Origin of the sequence: uncultured Zoogloea sp., from assembly GCF_937894855.1 — a bacterium.
GTDB classification, from domain to species: Bacteria; Pseudomonadota; Gammaproteobacteria; order Burkholderiales; family Rhodocyclaceae; genus Zoogloea; species Zoogloea oryzae.
Genome location: NZ_CALAYQ010000039.1, coordinates 1 through 15,711, shown reverse-complemented (window position 1 = coordinate 15,711; position 15,711 = coordinate 1). Strand labels below are relative to the sequence as shown.

At 69.6% G+C, this 15,711-nt stretch carries 15 protein-coding genes and 1 pseudogene; 11 read left to right on the top strand and 5 right to left on the bottom strand.

Annotated features, from left to right (window positions below; all coding sequences use genetic code 11):
• Positions 1 to 133: 133 nt before the first annotated feature.
• Complete coding sequence (locus Q0672_RS05635; RefSeq protein ID WP_298620607.1) at positions 134 to 436, top strand: hypothetical protein; 303 nt, start codon at positions 134 to 136, stop codon at positions 434 to 436.
• Here Q0672_RS05635 and Q0672_RS05630 read toward each other — a convergent pair.
• The 3 genes from Q0672_RS05630 to Q0672_RS05620 are packed head-to-tail and all read right to left on the bottom strand — an operon-like array spanning position 420 to position 2,532.
• A complete protein-coding gene (locus Q0672_RS05630; protein ID WP_298620605.1) occupies positions 420 to 860 on the bottom strand; it encodes a hypothetical protein in 441 nt (146 codons plus the stop codon). The two genes, Q0672_RS05635 and Q0672_RS05630, sit on opposite strands and share 17 nt — an antisense overlap.
• 47 nt (positions 861 to 907) lie before the next feature.
• Positions 908 to 1,594 carry an MOSC domain-containing protein gene (locus Q0672_RS05625; protein ID WP_367179936.1) on the bottom strand — a complete coding sequence of 229 codons (687 nt, stop codon included), beginning with the start codon at positions 1,592 to 1,594 and terminating at the stop codon, positions 908 to 910.
• A 41-nt stretch (positions 1,595 to 1,635) separates the two neighbouring features.
• Positions 1,636 to 2,532 carry an ROK family protein gene (locus Q0672_RS05620; protein WP_298620599.1) on the bottom strand — a complete coding sequence of 299 codons (897 nt, stop codon included), beginning with the start codon at positions 2,530 to 2,532 and terminating at the stop codon, positions 1,636 to 1,638.
• Between the two features lie 112 nt (positions 2,533 to 2,644).
• Between Q0672_RS05620 and Q0672_RS05615 the strand changes: the two genes are divergently transcribed.
• The 4 genes from Q0672_RS05615 to Q0672_RS05600 are packed head-to-tail and all read left to right on the top strand — an operon-like array spanning position 2,645 to position 9,497.
• Positions 2,645 to 4,000: a DUF4062 domain-containing protein gene (locus Q0672_RS05615; protein ID WP_298620597.1), complete on the top strand. Its 1,356-nt coding sequence runs from the start codon at positions 2,645 to 2,647 to the stop codon at positions 3,998 to 4,000.
• Positions 4,001 to 4,011: 11 nt separating this feature from the next.
• On the top strand, positions 4,012 to 4,950 hold the full coding sequence (locus Q0672_RS05610) for a MoxR family ATPase (RefSeq protein WP_298620595.1): 939 nt from the start codon (positions 4,012 to 4,014) through the stop codon (positions 4,948 to 4,950).
• A complete protein-coding gene (locus tag Q0672_RS05605; protein WP_298620593.1) occupies positions 4,947 to 6,074 on the top strand; it encodes a VWA domain-containing protein in 1,128 nt (375 codons plus the stop codon). Before Q0672_RS05610 ends, Q0672_RS05605 begins: the two co-directional genes overlap by 4 nt.
• Before the next feature lie 6 nt (positions 6,075 to 6,080).
• The gene (locus Q0672_RS05600) at positions 6,081 to 9,497 is read left to right on the top strand and encodes a CHAT domain-containing protein (protein WP_298620591.1); all 3,417 of its coding nucleotides are present in this window, start codon (positions 6,081 to 6,083) and stop codon (positions 9,495 to 9,497) included.
• Here Q0672_RS05600 and rarD read toward each other — a convergent pair.
• Positions 9,458 to 10,381: an EamA family transporter RarD gene (gene rarD, locus Q0672_RS05595; protein ID WP_298620589.1), complete on the bottom strand. Its 924-nt coding sequence runs from the start codon at positions 10,379 to 10,381 to the stop codon at positions 9,458 to 9,460. The two genes, Q0672_RS05600 and rarD, sit on opposite strands and share 40 nt — an antisense overlap.
• A gap of 114 nt (positions 10,382 to 10,495) precedes the next feature.
• Here rarD and Q0672_RS05590 point away from each other — a divergent pair, with 114 nt between their 5' ends.
• The 3 genes from Q0672_RS05590 (at position 10,496) to rsgA (ending at position 12,532) form a co-directional block, all read left to right on the top strand.
• Positions 10,496 to 10,822, top strand: a complete 327-nt coding sequence (locus Q0672_RS05590; RefSeq protein ID WP_298620587.1) for a DUF1840 domain-containing protein — start codon at positions 10,496 to 10,498, stop codon at positions 10,820 to 10,822.
• A 21-nt stretch (positions 10,823 to 10,843) separates the two neighbouring features.
• Complete coding sequence (locus tag Q0672_RS05585) at positions 10,844 to 11,209, top strand: hypothetical protein (RefSeq protein WP_298620585.1); 366 nt, start codon at positions 10,844 to 10,846, stop codon at positions 11,207 to 11,209.
• Between the two features lie 249 nt (positions 11,210 to 11,458).
• Positions 11,459 to 12,532, top strand: coding sequence for a ribosome small subunit-dependent GTPase A (gene rsgA, locus Q0672_RS05580; RefSeq protein WP_298620583.1), 1,074 nt, complete (start codon positions 11,459 to 11,461; stop codon positions 12,530 to 12,532).
• A gap of 116 nt (positions 12,533 to 12,648) precedes the next feature.
• Here the strand turns inward: rsgA and Q0672_RS05575 are convergent, their stop codons facing one another.
• Positions 12,649 to 13,254, bottom strand: a complete 606-nt coding sequence (locus Q0672_RS05575; RefSeq protein ID WP_298620581.1) for a cysteine hydrolase family protein — start codon at positions 13,252 to 13,254, stop codon at positions 12,649 to 12,651.
• Positions 13,255 to 13,374: 120 nt separating this feature from the next.
• On the opposite strand from Q0672_RS05575, the gene Q0672_RS05570 reads away from it, so the two are divergent.
• The 3 genes and pseudogenes from Q0672_RS05570 (at position 13,375) to Q0672_RS05560 (ending at position 15,547) form a co-directional block, all read left to right on the top strand.
• A complete protein-coding gene (locus tag Q0672_RS05570) occupies positions 13,375 to 14,232 on the top strand; it encodes a LysR family transcriptional regulator (protein WP_298620579.1) in 858 nt (285 codons plus the stop codon).
• Positions 14,233 to 14,496: 264 nt separating this feature from the next.
• Positions 14,497 to 14,805: a hypothetical protein gene (locus Q0672_RS05565; protein ID WP_153160821.1), complete on the top strand. Its 309-nt coding sequence runs from the start codon at positions 14,497 to 14,499 to the stop codon at positions 14,803 to 14,805.
• A gap of 43 nt (positions 14,806 to 14,848) precedes the next feature.
• A pseudogene (locus Q0672_RS05560) lies at positions 14,849 to 15,547 on the top strand (DUF2202 domain-containing protein).
• The last annotated feature ends 164 nt before the right edge of the window (positions 15,548 to 15,711 follow it).

Below are 15,711 nucleotides of genomic sequence, written 5' to 3'. Positions count from 1 at the left end.
CGCGCCCGGTGGCGACGGGGAATAGCCGCGGCCAAGCCACAGATTCACTTACAAATCCCCGCCGGGGCGCCGCCCCGCGCCGGCTATTCTTGGCTCAGCCGGGTAACTCGCCCGGGACCCGAGGAGAAGCCAGATGCGCAACACCCGTCAGATGATCGCCGCCGCCGTGCTCGGTAGCCTGGCCTTCGGCATGGCGCTACCCGCCAGCGCCCATGGCGACCGGGGCCGGGGTTGGGGCGAACGCCACCACCATCACCCGCGTCATCACCACGATTACCGGGGCGGCTACGCCTATGCGCCGGCGCCGGTCTATATGGCGCCGCCGCCGATGGTCATCGAACGGCCGGTCGTCTATCGGCCCGCGCCCGTCTATGCCTACCCGAGCGCGCCCGCCATTACCATCGGCCTGCCGCCGGTGGTCATCCCCCTGCGCTGACGCGCGCCCGGCGCCGCACACGGCCAGCCGCCGGCACGTGCGTGGGCGGCGTGAAGGCCAGCAGCTGCGCCGCCGCCTCCTCCTGCATGACCGGGCGGAAGCTCGCCGCCACACAGCAGACCTGCGCCTGGGTGAGCTCCTCGATGTAGGTGCGCATGATCGTCACCACGCCCTCGGTGCCGGCTTCCATCAGCAACGCGGTACGCTCCTCGACCTCCGCCAGATCAGCCGCGTAGAAGGTCTCGTCCACCTGCTGGATATGCTTGCGTGCGTGGCTCTCGAGCAGCCCGATGGACAGGCGGAACGCCAGGAACTGCATGCGCTGGGCCAGATCGACCTGGGCCAGCCACACGCGCCCGAACAGCTCGGCGACGGGTAGCGAACAGGCGGCGGGGGAAATCGGCAAAGTGGGCATTGGCAGCATGATCGGGATCTCGTGAGCAGTCGGGCGGGCCGAATTCCTGTTGTAGCCTAGCGGCCGGGAGAGTCAAGCAGCCAAGCCGCGCGCTCGCGCAGCCGGCGGGCCCAGTCGGCATTGAGCCCCGCCGCCTCGGACAGGCGGGTGAGCTCGGCGGCGTCGGGGCGATGGGCGGTGTGGGCCGCCCACAGGCGGGCGAGGGTCAGGCCGGGGGCCGGACGCTCGACCAGTTCGAGCACATCGCCGGCGCGGATCGTGCCTTCCTGCACCACCCGGAAATACCAGCCGGTGCAGCCCAGGTCGGCGATCAGCCGCGACATCGGGTCGTGTTCGAGGCGGTGGCTGATCTTCCAGCATGGCTGGCGCGGCTGGCTCACCTGCAGGCGGCAGGTGCCGGCGGCGTAGATGTCACCGATGCACACCGTCGCCTCGGTAAGGCCAATCCCCGAGAGATTCTCGCCCAGCATGCCGGGCACGAGGCTCGCCGTGATGGCCGGCACCCGCGCCGCCAGCAGGGGGTAGTGCTCGGCCGGGTAGTAATGCACCGCCTTCTCGGGGCCGCCATGGACGCGGCGGTCGCCCTGCATGTCACCGGCGAGGCCGCTCGTGCCAACCGCAACCGGGCCGTCCACCGGCGACTTGAAGATGCCGGTCTGCTGCCCTTCGGGGGGCAGGGCGCGGAGGGTTCCGACATAAACTGCTCTTATCGGCGCATTCATCTCGCTGAAATATTTGGCCACAAAATCAAACGTCCCCCATTGTGCGCCCGATCGCCCGCCTGTCAAGCCGGCCAGAGCCAGGCCGCGCCTCTCACGCCGGAAGAATCGCCATGCGCCGCCCGCACCAGACGGGTCGACACCGCATCCGAAAACACGTGGGGCAGCCAGCGACTGGGCACTTCGTCATAAAGTGCATCAATGTTCGAAAGCCCGCCGCCGAGCACGATCACGTCGGGGTCGAGCAGGTTGATGACCCCCGCCAACGCCCGAGCAAGGCGGTCGGCGTAGCGCGCCAGGGTCGCCGAACACACCGCGTCACCCGCCACCGCAGCGGCGACGATCTCGGCGGGCGACAGCGCCGCCCCCGCCATGCGCAGATGATCCGCCGCCAGACCGGGGCCGGAAAGGTAGGTTTCCACACAACCCGCGCGGCCGCAGTAACAGGCCGGCAGCGGCAGATCGGCCCCCGCCGGCAGGGGCAGCGGGTTGTGGCCCCACTCGCCGGCGATGGCGTTGGGGCCTTCCAGCACCCGCCCGCCCACCACGATGCCGCCGCCCACGCCGGTGCCGATGATGACTCCGAACACCACGTCCGCCCCCGCCGCCGCACCGTCCGCCGCCTCGGAGAGAGCAAAGCAGTTGGCGTCGTTGGCGAGTCGCACCGGCCGGTCCAGCAGGTTTTCCAGGTCGCCCTGCAGCGGCTTGCCGATCAGGCAGGTGGAGTTGGCGTTCTTGACCAGCCCGGTGCGCCGCGACAGCGCCCCCGGCATGCCCACGCCCACGCTGCCGCGCTGGCCCAGTTCGCCCTCGACCGCCGCCACCAGCCCGGCCACCGCCGCGAGGGTCGCCGGATAGTCGCCCTGGGGCGTCGCCACCCGCCGCCGGGCGAGCACCTCGCCGCCGTCGCCGAGGGCGATGATTTCGATCTTGGTGCCGCCGAGGTCGATGCCGATGCGCATGGTGCCGCTGTCCGGGAGTAGGGATGGGTGGATGATATAGCCCCGTGCGCTGGCGCGCGGGCTGGCATATTCTTGAGGGCGACGACAAACCACCTCCACCGCCCATCGCGCCATGCCCCACGAAGCCGACATCCCGGAAATCCGGCAGATCTTCCTGAGCGCCACCGCCCAGGACTGCCGGACGTACCGGGAAGCCGTGCGGGATTTCATCCACGACAACATCGAGCACGCCAAGGTCTTCCTTCAGGAGAACTGGGCCGAAGGCGGCAACTTCGTCGAGCCGGTGTGCAAGCAAAAGGTGGACAAGTGCGACGCCTACATGGGGCTGTTCGGCTTCCGCTACGGCTGGACGCCGCCGCTGCAGCGCAGCTCCATCACCGAGCTGGAGTTCCGCTGGGCGGTGGACCGCTGGCGCGAGGGCGAGGCGCCGATCTTCGTGCTCCGCCCGCGGCCCGGCACCGAGGCCGAGCAGCACCTGCGCGAGCAGGCCGCCCGCTTCCACGACAAGCAGCCCCCCGCCGATGCCGAGGCCGACCGGGCGGCTCAGCGCGCCTTTCTCGCCAGCGTTGACCAATGGGCCTCCAACGGGCGCATCCAGGTTTTCTACGACGACCAGCGGCAACTGGAGGCCCGCGCCGCCTTCTGCATCACCAACTGGGATCTCAAGGTTCTGCGCAAGGCCCGTCACGGGCGCTACCAGGCTTCGGGCGACATCGACCGAGGAGAACTCGGGCGGATCGGCCGCAAGCCTCAGATCGCCGCCCTCCAGGACGCGCTCAACGCCCTGCGCGACCGCCGCGGCGAGCGGGCCGCCGCCTTCCTCATCCACGGCCCCGAGAACCACGGCCAGCTGGAGTTCATCGAGTTTCTGCGCGAATGGCACGACGAGTGGGAAGGCATGGACATCCGCTGCGGCCAGGCCGACGAACCCGACAGCGCCGAATCCCTCATCTGCTGGACCTGCAGCCAGCTGGGCGAACCCCTGCTGGGCGTGCCGACCATCGACGCCCTGGCCGGCCTGCTGGCGACCCGGCTGGCCAGCCGCTCGGTGGTGCTCATCCTGCGCACCGCCGGACGCGAGGCCAACCGCCTGGCCCTGTTCCAGCAGCGCTTCTGGCAGCCCCTGCACACCGCCCTGGCCACCCGCCAGCCCGGCGGACGGGGCCGGCTGTACTGCTTCATGGCCGACCACGCCCCCCTCGCCGACCCGCCGCCCGCCGGCTTCCGCACCCTCGATCTGGACGCCGACGACGTGGACTACCGCCAGATCCTCGCCCTTCCGCCCCTCACCCGCCTGACGGCCGGCCAGGTGCGCAACTGGCTCAGCGACATCCGCAAGAGCGCCGGGGTCCGCCTGGACGAAGACGAGCGCGACGCAATCGCCACCTACGCCACCACCCCCGACGGCAACCCGCCCGACGTCTATAACCGCCTGAACCTGCACGGCTTCTGGAGCCGCGCCCGCTGAGGACCATCACCGTGCCCGAACCCCCCGCCTACGCCGACTTCACCGGCAAGCGTTCCGCCCACTACGTGGCCGCGCCCCACACCGCCACCATCGTCAACCTGGCCATCCGCCTGGGCCGGCCGCTGCTGGTCGAAGGCGAAGCCGGCTGCGGCAAGACCTGCCTCGCCAGCGCCATCGCCGAAGAGCTGGGCGTCGGGCTCACGGTGATGACCGTCAAGAGCACCAGCCAGGCCAAGGATCTGCTCTACCGCTTCGACGCCCTGCGCCGCCTGCAGGACGCCCAGGACCCGGCCAACACCAGCGCCCGCCAGGTCTTCCCCTACATCGAGCTGGAGCCCCTCGGCCACGCCATCCGCGAAGGCAAGCCCCAGGTGGTGCTCATCGACGAGGTGGACAAGGCCGACATCGATTTCCCCAACGATCTCCTCGACGTGCTCGACCGCTTCGTGTTCGACATCGAAGACCTGCCTCGCACCGAGGACGACGCCTGCCGCGCGGCCCGCGGCCACGGCCGCCACGTGGCCGGCCCCGAGGGCGGCGTGCGGCCCATCGTGCTCATCACCAGCAACCGCGAAAAGCAGCTCCCCGAGCCCTTCCTGCGCCGCTGCCTGTACGTACAGCTGGATTTCCCCGCCAATGATCCGGCCATGCTCGCCGAGATCGTCCGCAAGAACCTCGACGCCCGGGCCGAGGCCATCAGCGACGAACTCATCACCGGCGCCGTCGAGCGCCTGTGCCGCATCCGCGAGCGCGGCCGCGAGCTGGGCATGCAGAAGCTCCCCGCCACCTCCGAGCTCGTCGACTGGGTGCGCGTGCTCCACTGGCAGGGCCGCAAGGCCGAGGCCGTGTCGGTGGACGCCCTCGACGCGGTGGATCAGGCCGTGCTGTTCAAGATCCGCCAGGACATCGAACGCTACCGCGCCCGCACCGACGACGAGGCCGGGCGGTGACCCACACCCTGCCGCCCCTGCTGCTGGGGCTGTTCCGTGAGCTCAAGGCTAACGGCGTGCCGGTGGGCGTGCGCGACTACCTGGACGGCATCGAGGCCCTGCGCCTGGGCTTCGGCCAGGATGGCCGCGCCGCCCTGCGCGATCTGGCCATCGCCCTGTGGGGCCGCAGCGACGAGGAGCGCCGCCTCATCAACCGCTGGTTCGACGTGCTGCCCGCACCCGACGACGCCCTCGCCGCCACCATCGACGACCAGCTCGACCGCCTCGACACCACCACCCCCGAACCCACCGGAACGCCCACCGCCCCGGCCACCCGGCCATCGGCCCAGCCTGGCGCCGGCACCACGCCCGCCCCTGCAACCGGCCTCTCCCCCGAAGCCACCGCCACCCAGGCCGAGCGCGCCCGGGTCTCCTTCGCGGCCGCCCGGGAAGGCAGCGGCCTGCCCATCCCGCGCCTCGCCAGCGCCCCCGCCATCGACGAAGACTACGTCCTCACCCCCCAGCCCCTCATCAGCCCACGGGACATGGCCGTGCTGTGGCGCCGCTTCCGGCGCAGCACCCGCCACGGCCCGCGCACCGAGATGGACCTGGCCGCCACCCTGCGCGAGCGCTGCCGCCGCGGCCTGCTGTGCCGCCCGGTGTGCCGCCCCCGGCGCAGCAACAGCGCCCGGCTACTGATCCTCGCCGATGCCAGCCCCAGCATGGACCCGTGGCGCCCCTTCCTCGCCACCCTTGCCGAATCCCTGCCCCTGGGCCGGCTGGCCCGGGCCGAGGTGCGCTACTTCAGCAACCAGCCGCGCCGGCAGCTTTACGCCACGCCCGGCCTCACCGAGCCCGAAGCCCGCGACGCCGTGCTGCGCCGCCACGCCGGCGCCGCGCTGCTGGTGGTGAGCGACGCCGGCAGCGCCCGGGGCGCCCTCAACCGCCGCCGCGCCCTGCAGACGGCCGATTTCCTCGACGAAGCCCGGCGCCTCTTCCCCGCCGCCGTGTGGCTCAACCCCATGCCCCGGCGGCGCTGGGCCGGCACCACCGCCGGCCTCATCGCCGCCGGCCCGGTGCCCATGCTGCCGGTGGACGCGCCGCACCTGCTGCGCGCCATCGACATCCTGCGCGGCAACAAATAGACCGCCATGCCCTATCCCGCCGCCCTCGGCCAACGCCCGCTGGAAGTCCACGAAGCCTACGCGGCGCTGGAGCAATACGCCGCCGACTACGGCCGCGACCCGCTGCTGCTGCTGATGCACGCCGCGGTGCCCGAAACCCTGCGGCCGGATCTCCTCAACCTGATCCGGGTGAACTTCCTCGCCGCCCACGGGCCCGACCCCAGCCTCGAGGCCGACGTGCTGTTCTCGCCCCTCGCCACCGCCCTGGGCGGCGGCTATTACCGCATCGACGCCCCGGTGCGCTGGCACTGCCTGGTGATGCTGCGCTCCCTCTACCGCCACGACCCGCGCCCACGCATCCGGCGCATCGCCGAGCTGCTGTGGCGCTACGTGGAAGCCCGCGAGCACCAGGCCAGCCGCGCCGCCGACCCGCAGCTGGCCGAGTTCCTCGACATCCAGCGCTGGGTCGCCCTGGCCTTCCTCGAACCCGCCAGCGCCGCCCACGCCTTCGCCGACGCCCTGCGCCAGACCCACGCCGACGGCAGCACCGTGGCCCTGCGCCTGGGCGGCCTCGCCGCCGCCATCGAACTCCCCCTCGCCGGCCAGCCCGAGCTCCTCGCCTACGCCCGCGGCCTCGACGCTCTGGCCAGCGGCAACGACGCCGAAGCCGAACGCCTGCTGGGCGCCCTGGGCAGCGACGAGATCCGGGTGGGCGACATCGTGCTGAAGGCACCGGAGGCGCTGCTGGCGGATTACCGGGTCGCCGGGGCAAGGGCGGGCGATCTGGCCTCCAGCGGCAAACCACGGCGGACGTGTCTGGTGATCCAGCCCGTGGGCACCTGGACCGACCCCGACAACGGCCACGTTGTGGACCTGGATGCCGCCTATCGGGTGATCCGCGAGACGGCCGCCGAGGCCGGCCTTGACTGCCTCCGCGCAGACATCCTCGCCCTCGTCTTCAACGCCAACGAACAATGGCCCGACCTGCTCCGTCACATCCTGAGCGCCGATGTGGTGATCTGCGACCTGAGCACCGGAGATGTCGCGGTGCGCTATCTGACGGGCGTCAGCTTCGCGCTGGGGGCGCACAAGGTGTCGCTCATCGCAGAAGCGCAGGCGTCCACATGGCAGCCGCCAGCGTTGTTCGGCAGCGTGATCCGGTATTCAGCCTCGGAGAATCCGGAAAGCTGGGGCAAAGCCGCCCTGGGCACGCAGCTCAACGCCACCGAGGCGTCGCAGCCCCCTGTCGGCCACAATCCGATTCACGGGGCGTTAGCTGAGCCTCCGACAAGCATGGCGGCCCCGCCGTCACTTGCAGCCGACGGGGAGATGCCCGACCAGACGCCACCCTACGCTACGGCGCCGGGCGACCTCACCTCCATCTGCCCGGTGATCCAGGGCTTCGGCCTCAAGACCGACCCCGTCACCGGCCGCAGCCTTGATCTGGACCAGTCTTACACGGTGATTGCCGCCGCGGTGACGGCCGTCGGCTTCGAATGTACCCGACCGGACATCACCTCCGCCGGCCTGCCCAGCGACGCGCTCGACCTTATCCTGCGCGCCCCTCTCGCCATCGTCGACCTCTCCCTCGGCCTGCCCGACGTGCTGCTCCAGCTCGGCCTGCGCCACGGCCTGCGGCCGGGCCGCACCCTGCTCCTCGCCGAAGAGGGCTACCGCATCCCGCCGGAACTCGCCTCGCTGCGCATCCTGCGTTACAAGCATGGAGGCAACCACCTGGACAGCTACGAGGTGGACAGACTAATCAATGAAATCACCCGCTGGCTCAAGGAAGCCATGGCCAACCCTGCCGTGGACAGCCCCGTCTACGCCGCCCTCCCCAACCTGCGCTCGCCCGTGCGTCGCCCGCCCGCGCCCGAGCCGGAAACCCTCGCCGAAGATCCCGTGCCACCGCAACCCAGGCCCCGGGTGTTCATCTCCTACGTCCACGAGTACCGCCAGTACGCCGCCCCCCTCGCCCGGGCCCTGCAGGCCGAGGGCATCGACGTGGCCTGGGACATGGACCTCAAGGCTGGCGACAACTGGCAGGAGAGGCTCACCGCCATGCTCGACGAGGCCGACGCGCTGGTGGCCGTGGCCGGTACCCTCACCGCCGGCCGGCCCAATCCGCTCGCCGAGATCGAGCGGGCGAGGCAGCAGGGCAAGCGCCTGTTCCCGGTACTCGTCGATCCGATCAAGGAGCCCGCCACACTTCTCGAAAGCTGGGCGGCGAACACCGATGACAGTGGCTACGTCCGGTGGCTGGCCACCGTGTCCGAGGCCGAGCGCCCGGCCGCCATCACCGAGACCGCCCGGCGCATCGCCGAAGCCATCTCGCTGAGCGCCGCGCCTGCCGAAGGGGCTGAAGCGGAGGAGGTGGCTGAATCGGAAGAAGCGGCGGCAGCCCCCACCGCCACCTGGGAGCTCACCATCCGCCAACGGGGCGAGGGCGGGCTACAGTTCATCCTGCTGATCGACGGCAAGCGCACCGAGGCCACCGTGCACTTCCAGCAGACGTTGGTGGACAAGCTGGTAGACGAACTCCTCGTCGACATCCATCTGCGCCCCGACGCCGCGCAGGCGCTCCGCCAGCTGCTGCTACCCCGGGAGTTCATCGCCCTGACCGCGCCCGCCCGCTACCGCCTCACCCTCGGCCCCGGCTCCGCCGCGCTGCCGTGGGAGCTGATTTTCCATCACCCGGACGACCCCTTTGCCCACCTGGGCCCGCGCAACGTGCTGCGTCGCCTGGATGGCCTGCGCATGCCGCAGCCACGCCGCACGCTCAGCGCCCGGGCGCTGCTGATCGGCAATCCGCTCATCGTCGGCACCTTCCCCATCCACGAAGACGGCCAGCCCACCCTGCTGGGTGTGGAGCAGGAACTGGCCGGGGTGGCCCGATCGCTGACCGCAGCCGGCCTGGAGGTGAGCGTGGGCACCGAAGAGAGTGCCTCAACGGTGATGAGCCGACTGTTTGGCCGGGATTACCGCGTCCTGCTCATCAGCGGCAACGCGGTCTATCGGCACCTCCTGCCCGACGGGCGTCGGGTAAGCGGCTTCGTGCTCAGCGACGGGGTGTTCCTCACCGCGCTGGAACTGAAGCAGATGCGCACGATGCCGGAGCTGGTCTTCCTCAACGGCTGCCACGTGGGCCGCGCGGCACCTGGGGGCGACGACAGCCCATCGGAAAACATGGTGCTGGCGCTCCTGAAGGCCGGGGTGCAGGCGGTGGTGGCCCCCGGCTGGGTGGTGGATGACGATGGCGCGGCCGAGTTCTCCGAAACCTTCTTCGCCGCCCTGTCCGAAGGCCAGCGCTTCGAGGATGCTGTGGCCGCCGCCCGGCAGGCGACCTTCCGGACCGCGCCGCAAGCCACCACCTGGGCCGCCTACCAGGCCTGGGGCGACCCCGACTACCGACTGCTGCCGCCGTCCGCGTCCGAAGCCGCCTGACCCGCCGCCCGATACTTCTGCCAGCCGCTCCAGCTGTAGAACACCAGCCCGATCCAGATCAGAGCAAAGGTGGCGAGGCGCGCCGGCGGCAGATCCTCGCCGAACAGCCACACGGCGGTGACCAGCTGCATCGTCGGGTTGATGTACATGAGCATGCCCACGGTGGCGAGGTTGAGGCGCTGGGTGGCCGCGGCAAACAGCATCAGCGGCAGCGCCGTCAGCACCCCCGACATCGCCAGCAGGAACAGCGTGGTGCCGTCGTGGCCGGTGACCACCCCATGCCCGTGGGCGCCCTGCCACAGGGCGTACAGCCCCACCAGCGGCAGCATGGTGAGGGTCTCGAGCCACAGGCCGGAGATCGCATCCACCGGCACCTGCTTTCGCACCAGCCCGTACAGCCCGAAGGTGCCGCCCAGGAACAGCGACACCCACGGCAGGCTGCCCAGCGCGGCAAACTCGTTGCCCACCGCCGCCACCGCCAACCCCACCGCCAGCCACTCCTTGGGGTTGAGGCGCTCCTTGAGCACCAGCATGCCCAGCATCACATTGACCAGCGGCGTGAGGAAATATCCCAGGCTCGCAGCGATCACTAGGCGCTGGTCCACCGCCCACAGAAAGCCCAGCCAGTTGGAGCCCACCAGCAGCGCCGCCAGCGCCAGCCGCGGCACCGCGCCGGGATGCCGGGCCGCCGCGCCGAGCCGGCTCCAGCCCCGGTTGGCGGTGATGATCAGGCTCACGAACAGGCACGCCCACAGGGCGCGGTTGCACAGCACGTCGGCCGGGCTCACGTGGCCCAGCTGGCGGAAGAACAGCGGAAAGAAACCCCAGATGCCGTAAGCACCGAGGCCAAAGCCGATGCCGGCGAGGGTTCTGCCTTTTTCCACGATCGTGGTCTGGAGGAATTTCGGAGCAGAACGATAGCACCGGGCACGACCAATGCGCGTCCGGGTTTTCCCAGGCGCTACAATGGCGCCATTCCACTGCAAGGAAGGCCCGTCATGTTGATCATCTTCAAATCCCCCGCCAGCGGCGACGTGATCATGTTCGAGAAGAACGGCAAGGAAATGCTCTCCGTGCTCGAAAAAGACCCGGCCGACCCGAAGGGCATCTTCACCGTCGAACAGCTCCCCGCCGCCATCACCACCCTCAAGGCCGCCATCGAAGCCGACAAGGCGAAGAAGGCCGAACAGCCCGACGACGCCGACAAGGACGACGAGCCCAAGACGCCCGGCGGCGCAGTGAGCTTCTTCCAGCGCGCGGTGCCGCTCCTCGAACTGCTCGAACGCTCCCTGAAAGACAAGGTGCCGGTCACCTGGGGCGTCTGATCGGGCCGGAGCCACGCCGTCATGACCCAACGCGACATCGACCTGGCCCTCGAACTCGTGCGCGAGCACCTGCCTGACCTGGGAATCCCCCGGCGCCTGTGCACCCGCCGCCTGTCACCGGCGGGCCGGGTGCTCGGCCAGTACCGCTGGCACTCCGACACCCTGCGCCTCAACCCGCGCTACCTCGCCCGCCTGTCGGACGACGACGCGCTGGATCTGCTCGACACCCTGCTCCACGAACTTCTCCACAAGGCCTCGCCCCTGTGGAAGCAGCTGCGCGACAGCTTCCGCCCGCACCCCGAAATCTGGATGCGCGCCGAATCCCTCGCCACCCAGCTCGGCCCCACCTATCTCGCCCGCCGCCGGACGGCGGCAGCGACGGCCTGATCGGCCGGGGCCAGCCGGATTTCAGGTTTCTTGATTTACCCAGCCCCCGTGGCTAACATCGTTTTGCGCAGCCAGATCCGGCTCGCGTCACTTTTAGAGGTTTGGATGTTGGAGCTTGCAGTAATCCGATAACCCGATCCCTGCTCCGGCAGGCGCATTCAGGTTATCGCGATCAAAAACGTTTGGCGTGCCGCCCGCTGGTGGCCTGCCGTTTCTGTTCGTTCAGATTACTACCCATGGTTTTCCAACATGACCACTTCCAGACCGAAGCAGGCGCATTCTCACGCGCCCGCCAGTTCATTCCCCACGTCTCATTCAGGCGAAGCCATCGCCAGGATCACGGCCGTCGATCGCGACCAGTACATCGTCAGGAGTGACGAGCGCGAGGTGCCCGCAAGGCTCACCGGCCGGGTCGTCCATTCCGCCGATTCCCCGGTGGAGCTTCCCTGCGTCGGTGACTGGGTCCGCGTGACATATCACGACGCCGGCGCCCATGCGAGCATCCTCGACATCCAGCCGCGCACGTCGTTTCTGAAACGCCGCCGCCCCGGTGGCAACGCTGAGTTCCAGATGATCGCCGCGAACATCGATGTGGCCTTCATCGTCCAGTCGTGCCACTTTGATTTCAACGTGCGACGACTCGAACGCTATCTCGTCATGACGCGCGACGGGCATATCGAGCCGGTCATCCTGCTCACCAAGACCGACCTGATCAGCCCCGAGGCGCTGGAGGACCTGCTGGCGAGCATTCGCCGTGCCGGCATCGTCGCCCGCGTCATCCCCATCAGCAACGTCAGCGGTCAGGGCGTTGAAACGGTGCGCGAGTTGATCCAGCCCGGAAAGACCTACTGCCTGCTCGGCTCGTCCGGCGTTGGCAAGACGACCCTCGTCAATGGCCTGATCGGCAAATCCGATCTGGCGACCGGCGTGGTGAGTCACTCCGGCGAAGGCCGGCATACGACCACCCGGCGCCAGCTCATCGCGCTTGAAAACGGCGGGCTGTTGATCGACATGCCGGGCATGCGCGAACTGGGAATGCTCGATGTCAGCGAAGGCCTCGACGCCAGTTTTGCCGATGTCGAGGCCTATGCATCGGGCTGTCGCTTCGCCAACTGCACCCACACCAGCGAGCCGGGCTGCGCCATTCAGGCTGCCATCGCCCAGGGGGCGCTGGACCCTGCGCACCTTCAGAGCTACCAGAAGCTCAGGCGAGAATCCGAGTTTCACGGCATGTCCCACCCTGAGAAGCGCAAGAAGGATCGGGCGTTCGGAAAGATCGTGCGGGCCACCATCAAGGCCAAAGGGAGGTGGAACGACGATTAGCAGCTAGCTCATAGGCAAAAGGGCGTTTCCCGGTACGCGGGGAAACGCCCTTTGCCGCGAGTGCGTCTTAACGATCAACACCCGCTTCGGCTTGCCGATGCAGTCGGTCAGCCTGCTCAGGCATCGGCAATCGCCGCGCCGTTCGCCACCACCAGCGCGAACGCATCCGACAGCCCGGCCAGGTTGCCGCGCTGGATCTCGGCCGCCGGCACCACGCCACCGTCCGGCGACGGCAGCGCGCGGGTCGCGGTGGCCGCAGCCGGCACGCACACCGGCCAGCCCAGATTCACCGCGCCGCGGGCGGTGGAATTGACGCAGTTGTGGGTCATGAAGCCGCAGATCACCAGCTGACGCTTGTCGCCCAGCGCCGTGAGCTGCGCCTCCAGATCGGTGCCGATGAAGCCATTGGCGTGGCGCTTCACCACGCGCCCCTCGCCCGCCACCGGCGCCACCTGGCTGGCGATGGCGCCGCTCTCGCCATTCACGTCGAAGGGCGAACCCGGGCCGGCATCGTGCTGGATGTGGATCACCGGTGCACCCACGGCCCGCGCCCGAGCCAGCAGCGTCGCGCATTCATCCAGCGCCGCCTCGATGCCGTCGAGCTTCATCAGGCCACCCAGATAGGTGTTCTGGGCATCGACGATGATGAGCACCGATTGGGACAGGGGCGCCGGCGTGGCGGGTTTGCCGGTCAGCTGGCGCAGGGTGAAGGCTTCGGTCATGACGTGTCTCCTTGTGTGGGTTGGGATGGATGCAGATTAGGCCGGGCGACATCCTGCGTAAATGCACACGATTGCCGGCCGCTCCTGCAAAATTGCAACACCCAACCCGGAGCCCCGCCCATGAACTGGGACGACCTGCGCTTTCTCGTGGTGATCGGCCGCGAAGGCACCCTGGCCGGCGCCGCCCGCCGCCTGAAGGTGGACCAGACCACCGTCGCCCGCCGCCTGCGGGCACTCGAAGACGCCCTCGGCACGCCGCTCTTCGAGCGCAGCGACGGCCGCTGGCAGCCCACCGCCACCGGCGCCCGGGTGCTGGAGCGGGCCACCCGCATCGAGGAAGACGTGGCCGGGCTCACCCGCATCGCCGACGCCGGCCGGCCCGGCATCCACGGCAGCGTGCGCATTACCTCGGTGGGGGCGATCATCGCCGAATGGCTGGTGCCGCGCCTGCCCGATCTGTACGCCCGCCACCCGGGGCTCGACGTGGCGCTGGTGGGCAGCAACGACAACCTCAACGTGGCCCGCCGCGAGGCCGACATCGCCATCCGCCTGGCCAGGCCAGAGACCGGCGACTTCGTGATCCGCAAGCTCGCCGACGTGGGCTTTGCGGTCTATGCCTCCGCCGCGGGCGAGCCCCCCGACTCCTGGGTGTGCTACGACGAAGACCTCGCCCACACCCCCGAGATGCGCTGGCTCGCCCCCCGGCTGGCCGACAGCCGGGTACGCCTGCGCAGCAACGGCGTGGAAGCCCTCACCCGCGCGGTGGCCGCCGGCATCGCGCAAGCCGTGCTGCCCTGCTTCATCGCCGACACCCACCCCGGCCTCACCCGCCAGAGCGGCCCGGCCCCCGTGGTGACCCGGGAGTTGTGGCTGCTGATCCACCCGGACGCAAAGCAGCAACCACGGGTAGCAGCGGTGGCCGAGTGGCTGGCAGCCCAGTTCGCCGAACATCGCCCCGCCTTCCTCGGCCCCCCGTAGGTCTTCTGTAGGTCGGACTTCAGTCCGACATCGCTGCCGCACAAGCCGACGCATGTCGGACTGAAGGCCGACTTACGGGCGCACCGGCGTGCGGGTCGGGCCGTCCGCCATGCGGCATAACGACGCACATTAGAAAACACTAATAAACCAAGGCTATATTGAAAGTGACCGGCCAGCCTGCCGGTCCACCGCCGCCCGGTCGCATGACCGTCTCTCCCTCGGCCTGTCTCCGGGCGGTCCCTCCCCGCAAATCCGGAGACCGCCATGACATCGCGCCACATCCTGTCGCTTGCCGCCCTGTGCTGCCTCGTGCTGACCGGCCCCGTCGGCGCCGCCGACACCACCTACGGCAGCCAGCTCATGACCCCGCAGGAGCGCGCCGAACACCGCGCCACCCTGCGCAACCAGGCCACCGAGGCCGAGCGCAACGCCTACCGACAGCAGCACCACGACGCCATGCAGGCCCGCGCCCGCGAACGCGGCGTCCAGCTGCCCGACACCCCACCTGCCCAGGGTGGCGGCGCCAATCGCCGAGCCGGCGGGCAGGGCATGGGCCCGCGCGGCGGACGCTGATCCGCTCCCTTTTCCCACCGCCCACCGCCCACCGCCCACCGCCATGAAAACCCATCGCCTCAGGATCGCCTCGACCCTCTTCGCCGCCTGTCTCCTCGCCGCCTGTGGCGGGAGCGGTGGCAGCACCCAGCAAGGGGGCGCCCCCTTCGTCGTCAATGCCGACGGCACCTCCAGCTTCGTCAGCAGCGCCCTCGGCACCACGCTGGCGGCACTGCCCCTCGAAAGCCTCAGCACCGCCGAGAGCGCCTCGCTCACTTACATGCGCGAGGAAGAAAAGCTAGCCCACGACGTGTATGCCCGGCTCAACACCCTGTGGGGCAGCCAGACACCGATCTTCAACAACATCGCCCAGAGCGAGGCCACCCACACCGAAGCCGTCCGGCTGCTGCTGGTGCGCTACAGCCTGCCGGACCCCGCCGCCAACCTGGGCGAAGGGCTGTTCGTCGCACCGGTGCTGTAACAGCTCTACTACGACCTCACCGCCCAGGGCAGCACGTCGCTGATCAACGCCCTGCGGGTAGGCGCCGCGATCGAGGAGATCGACATCCTCGACCTGGAAAACGCCCTGCCCACCATCGACAACCAGGACATCCGGCAGGTGTACGCCAACCTCCTCAAGGGCTCGCGCAACCACCTGCGCGCCTTCGTGCAGGCGCTGGCCCAGCAGGGCGTGACCTACACCCCGGCCTACCTCACCACCGACGCCTACACCGCCATCGTCACCACCGCCTTCGAGCGCTGAGGCCCTCGCCCACCTGTAGGTCGGGTTAGCGCAGCGTAACCCGACATGCATTTCCACGACTGACGTGACGTGATTCGATCACCGGTTGTCGGGTTACGCCCTACGGGCTAACCCGACCTTGTATTGTGTTGATGTGCGGAACCGGTCGTTTTCAGGTCTTTGTG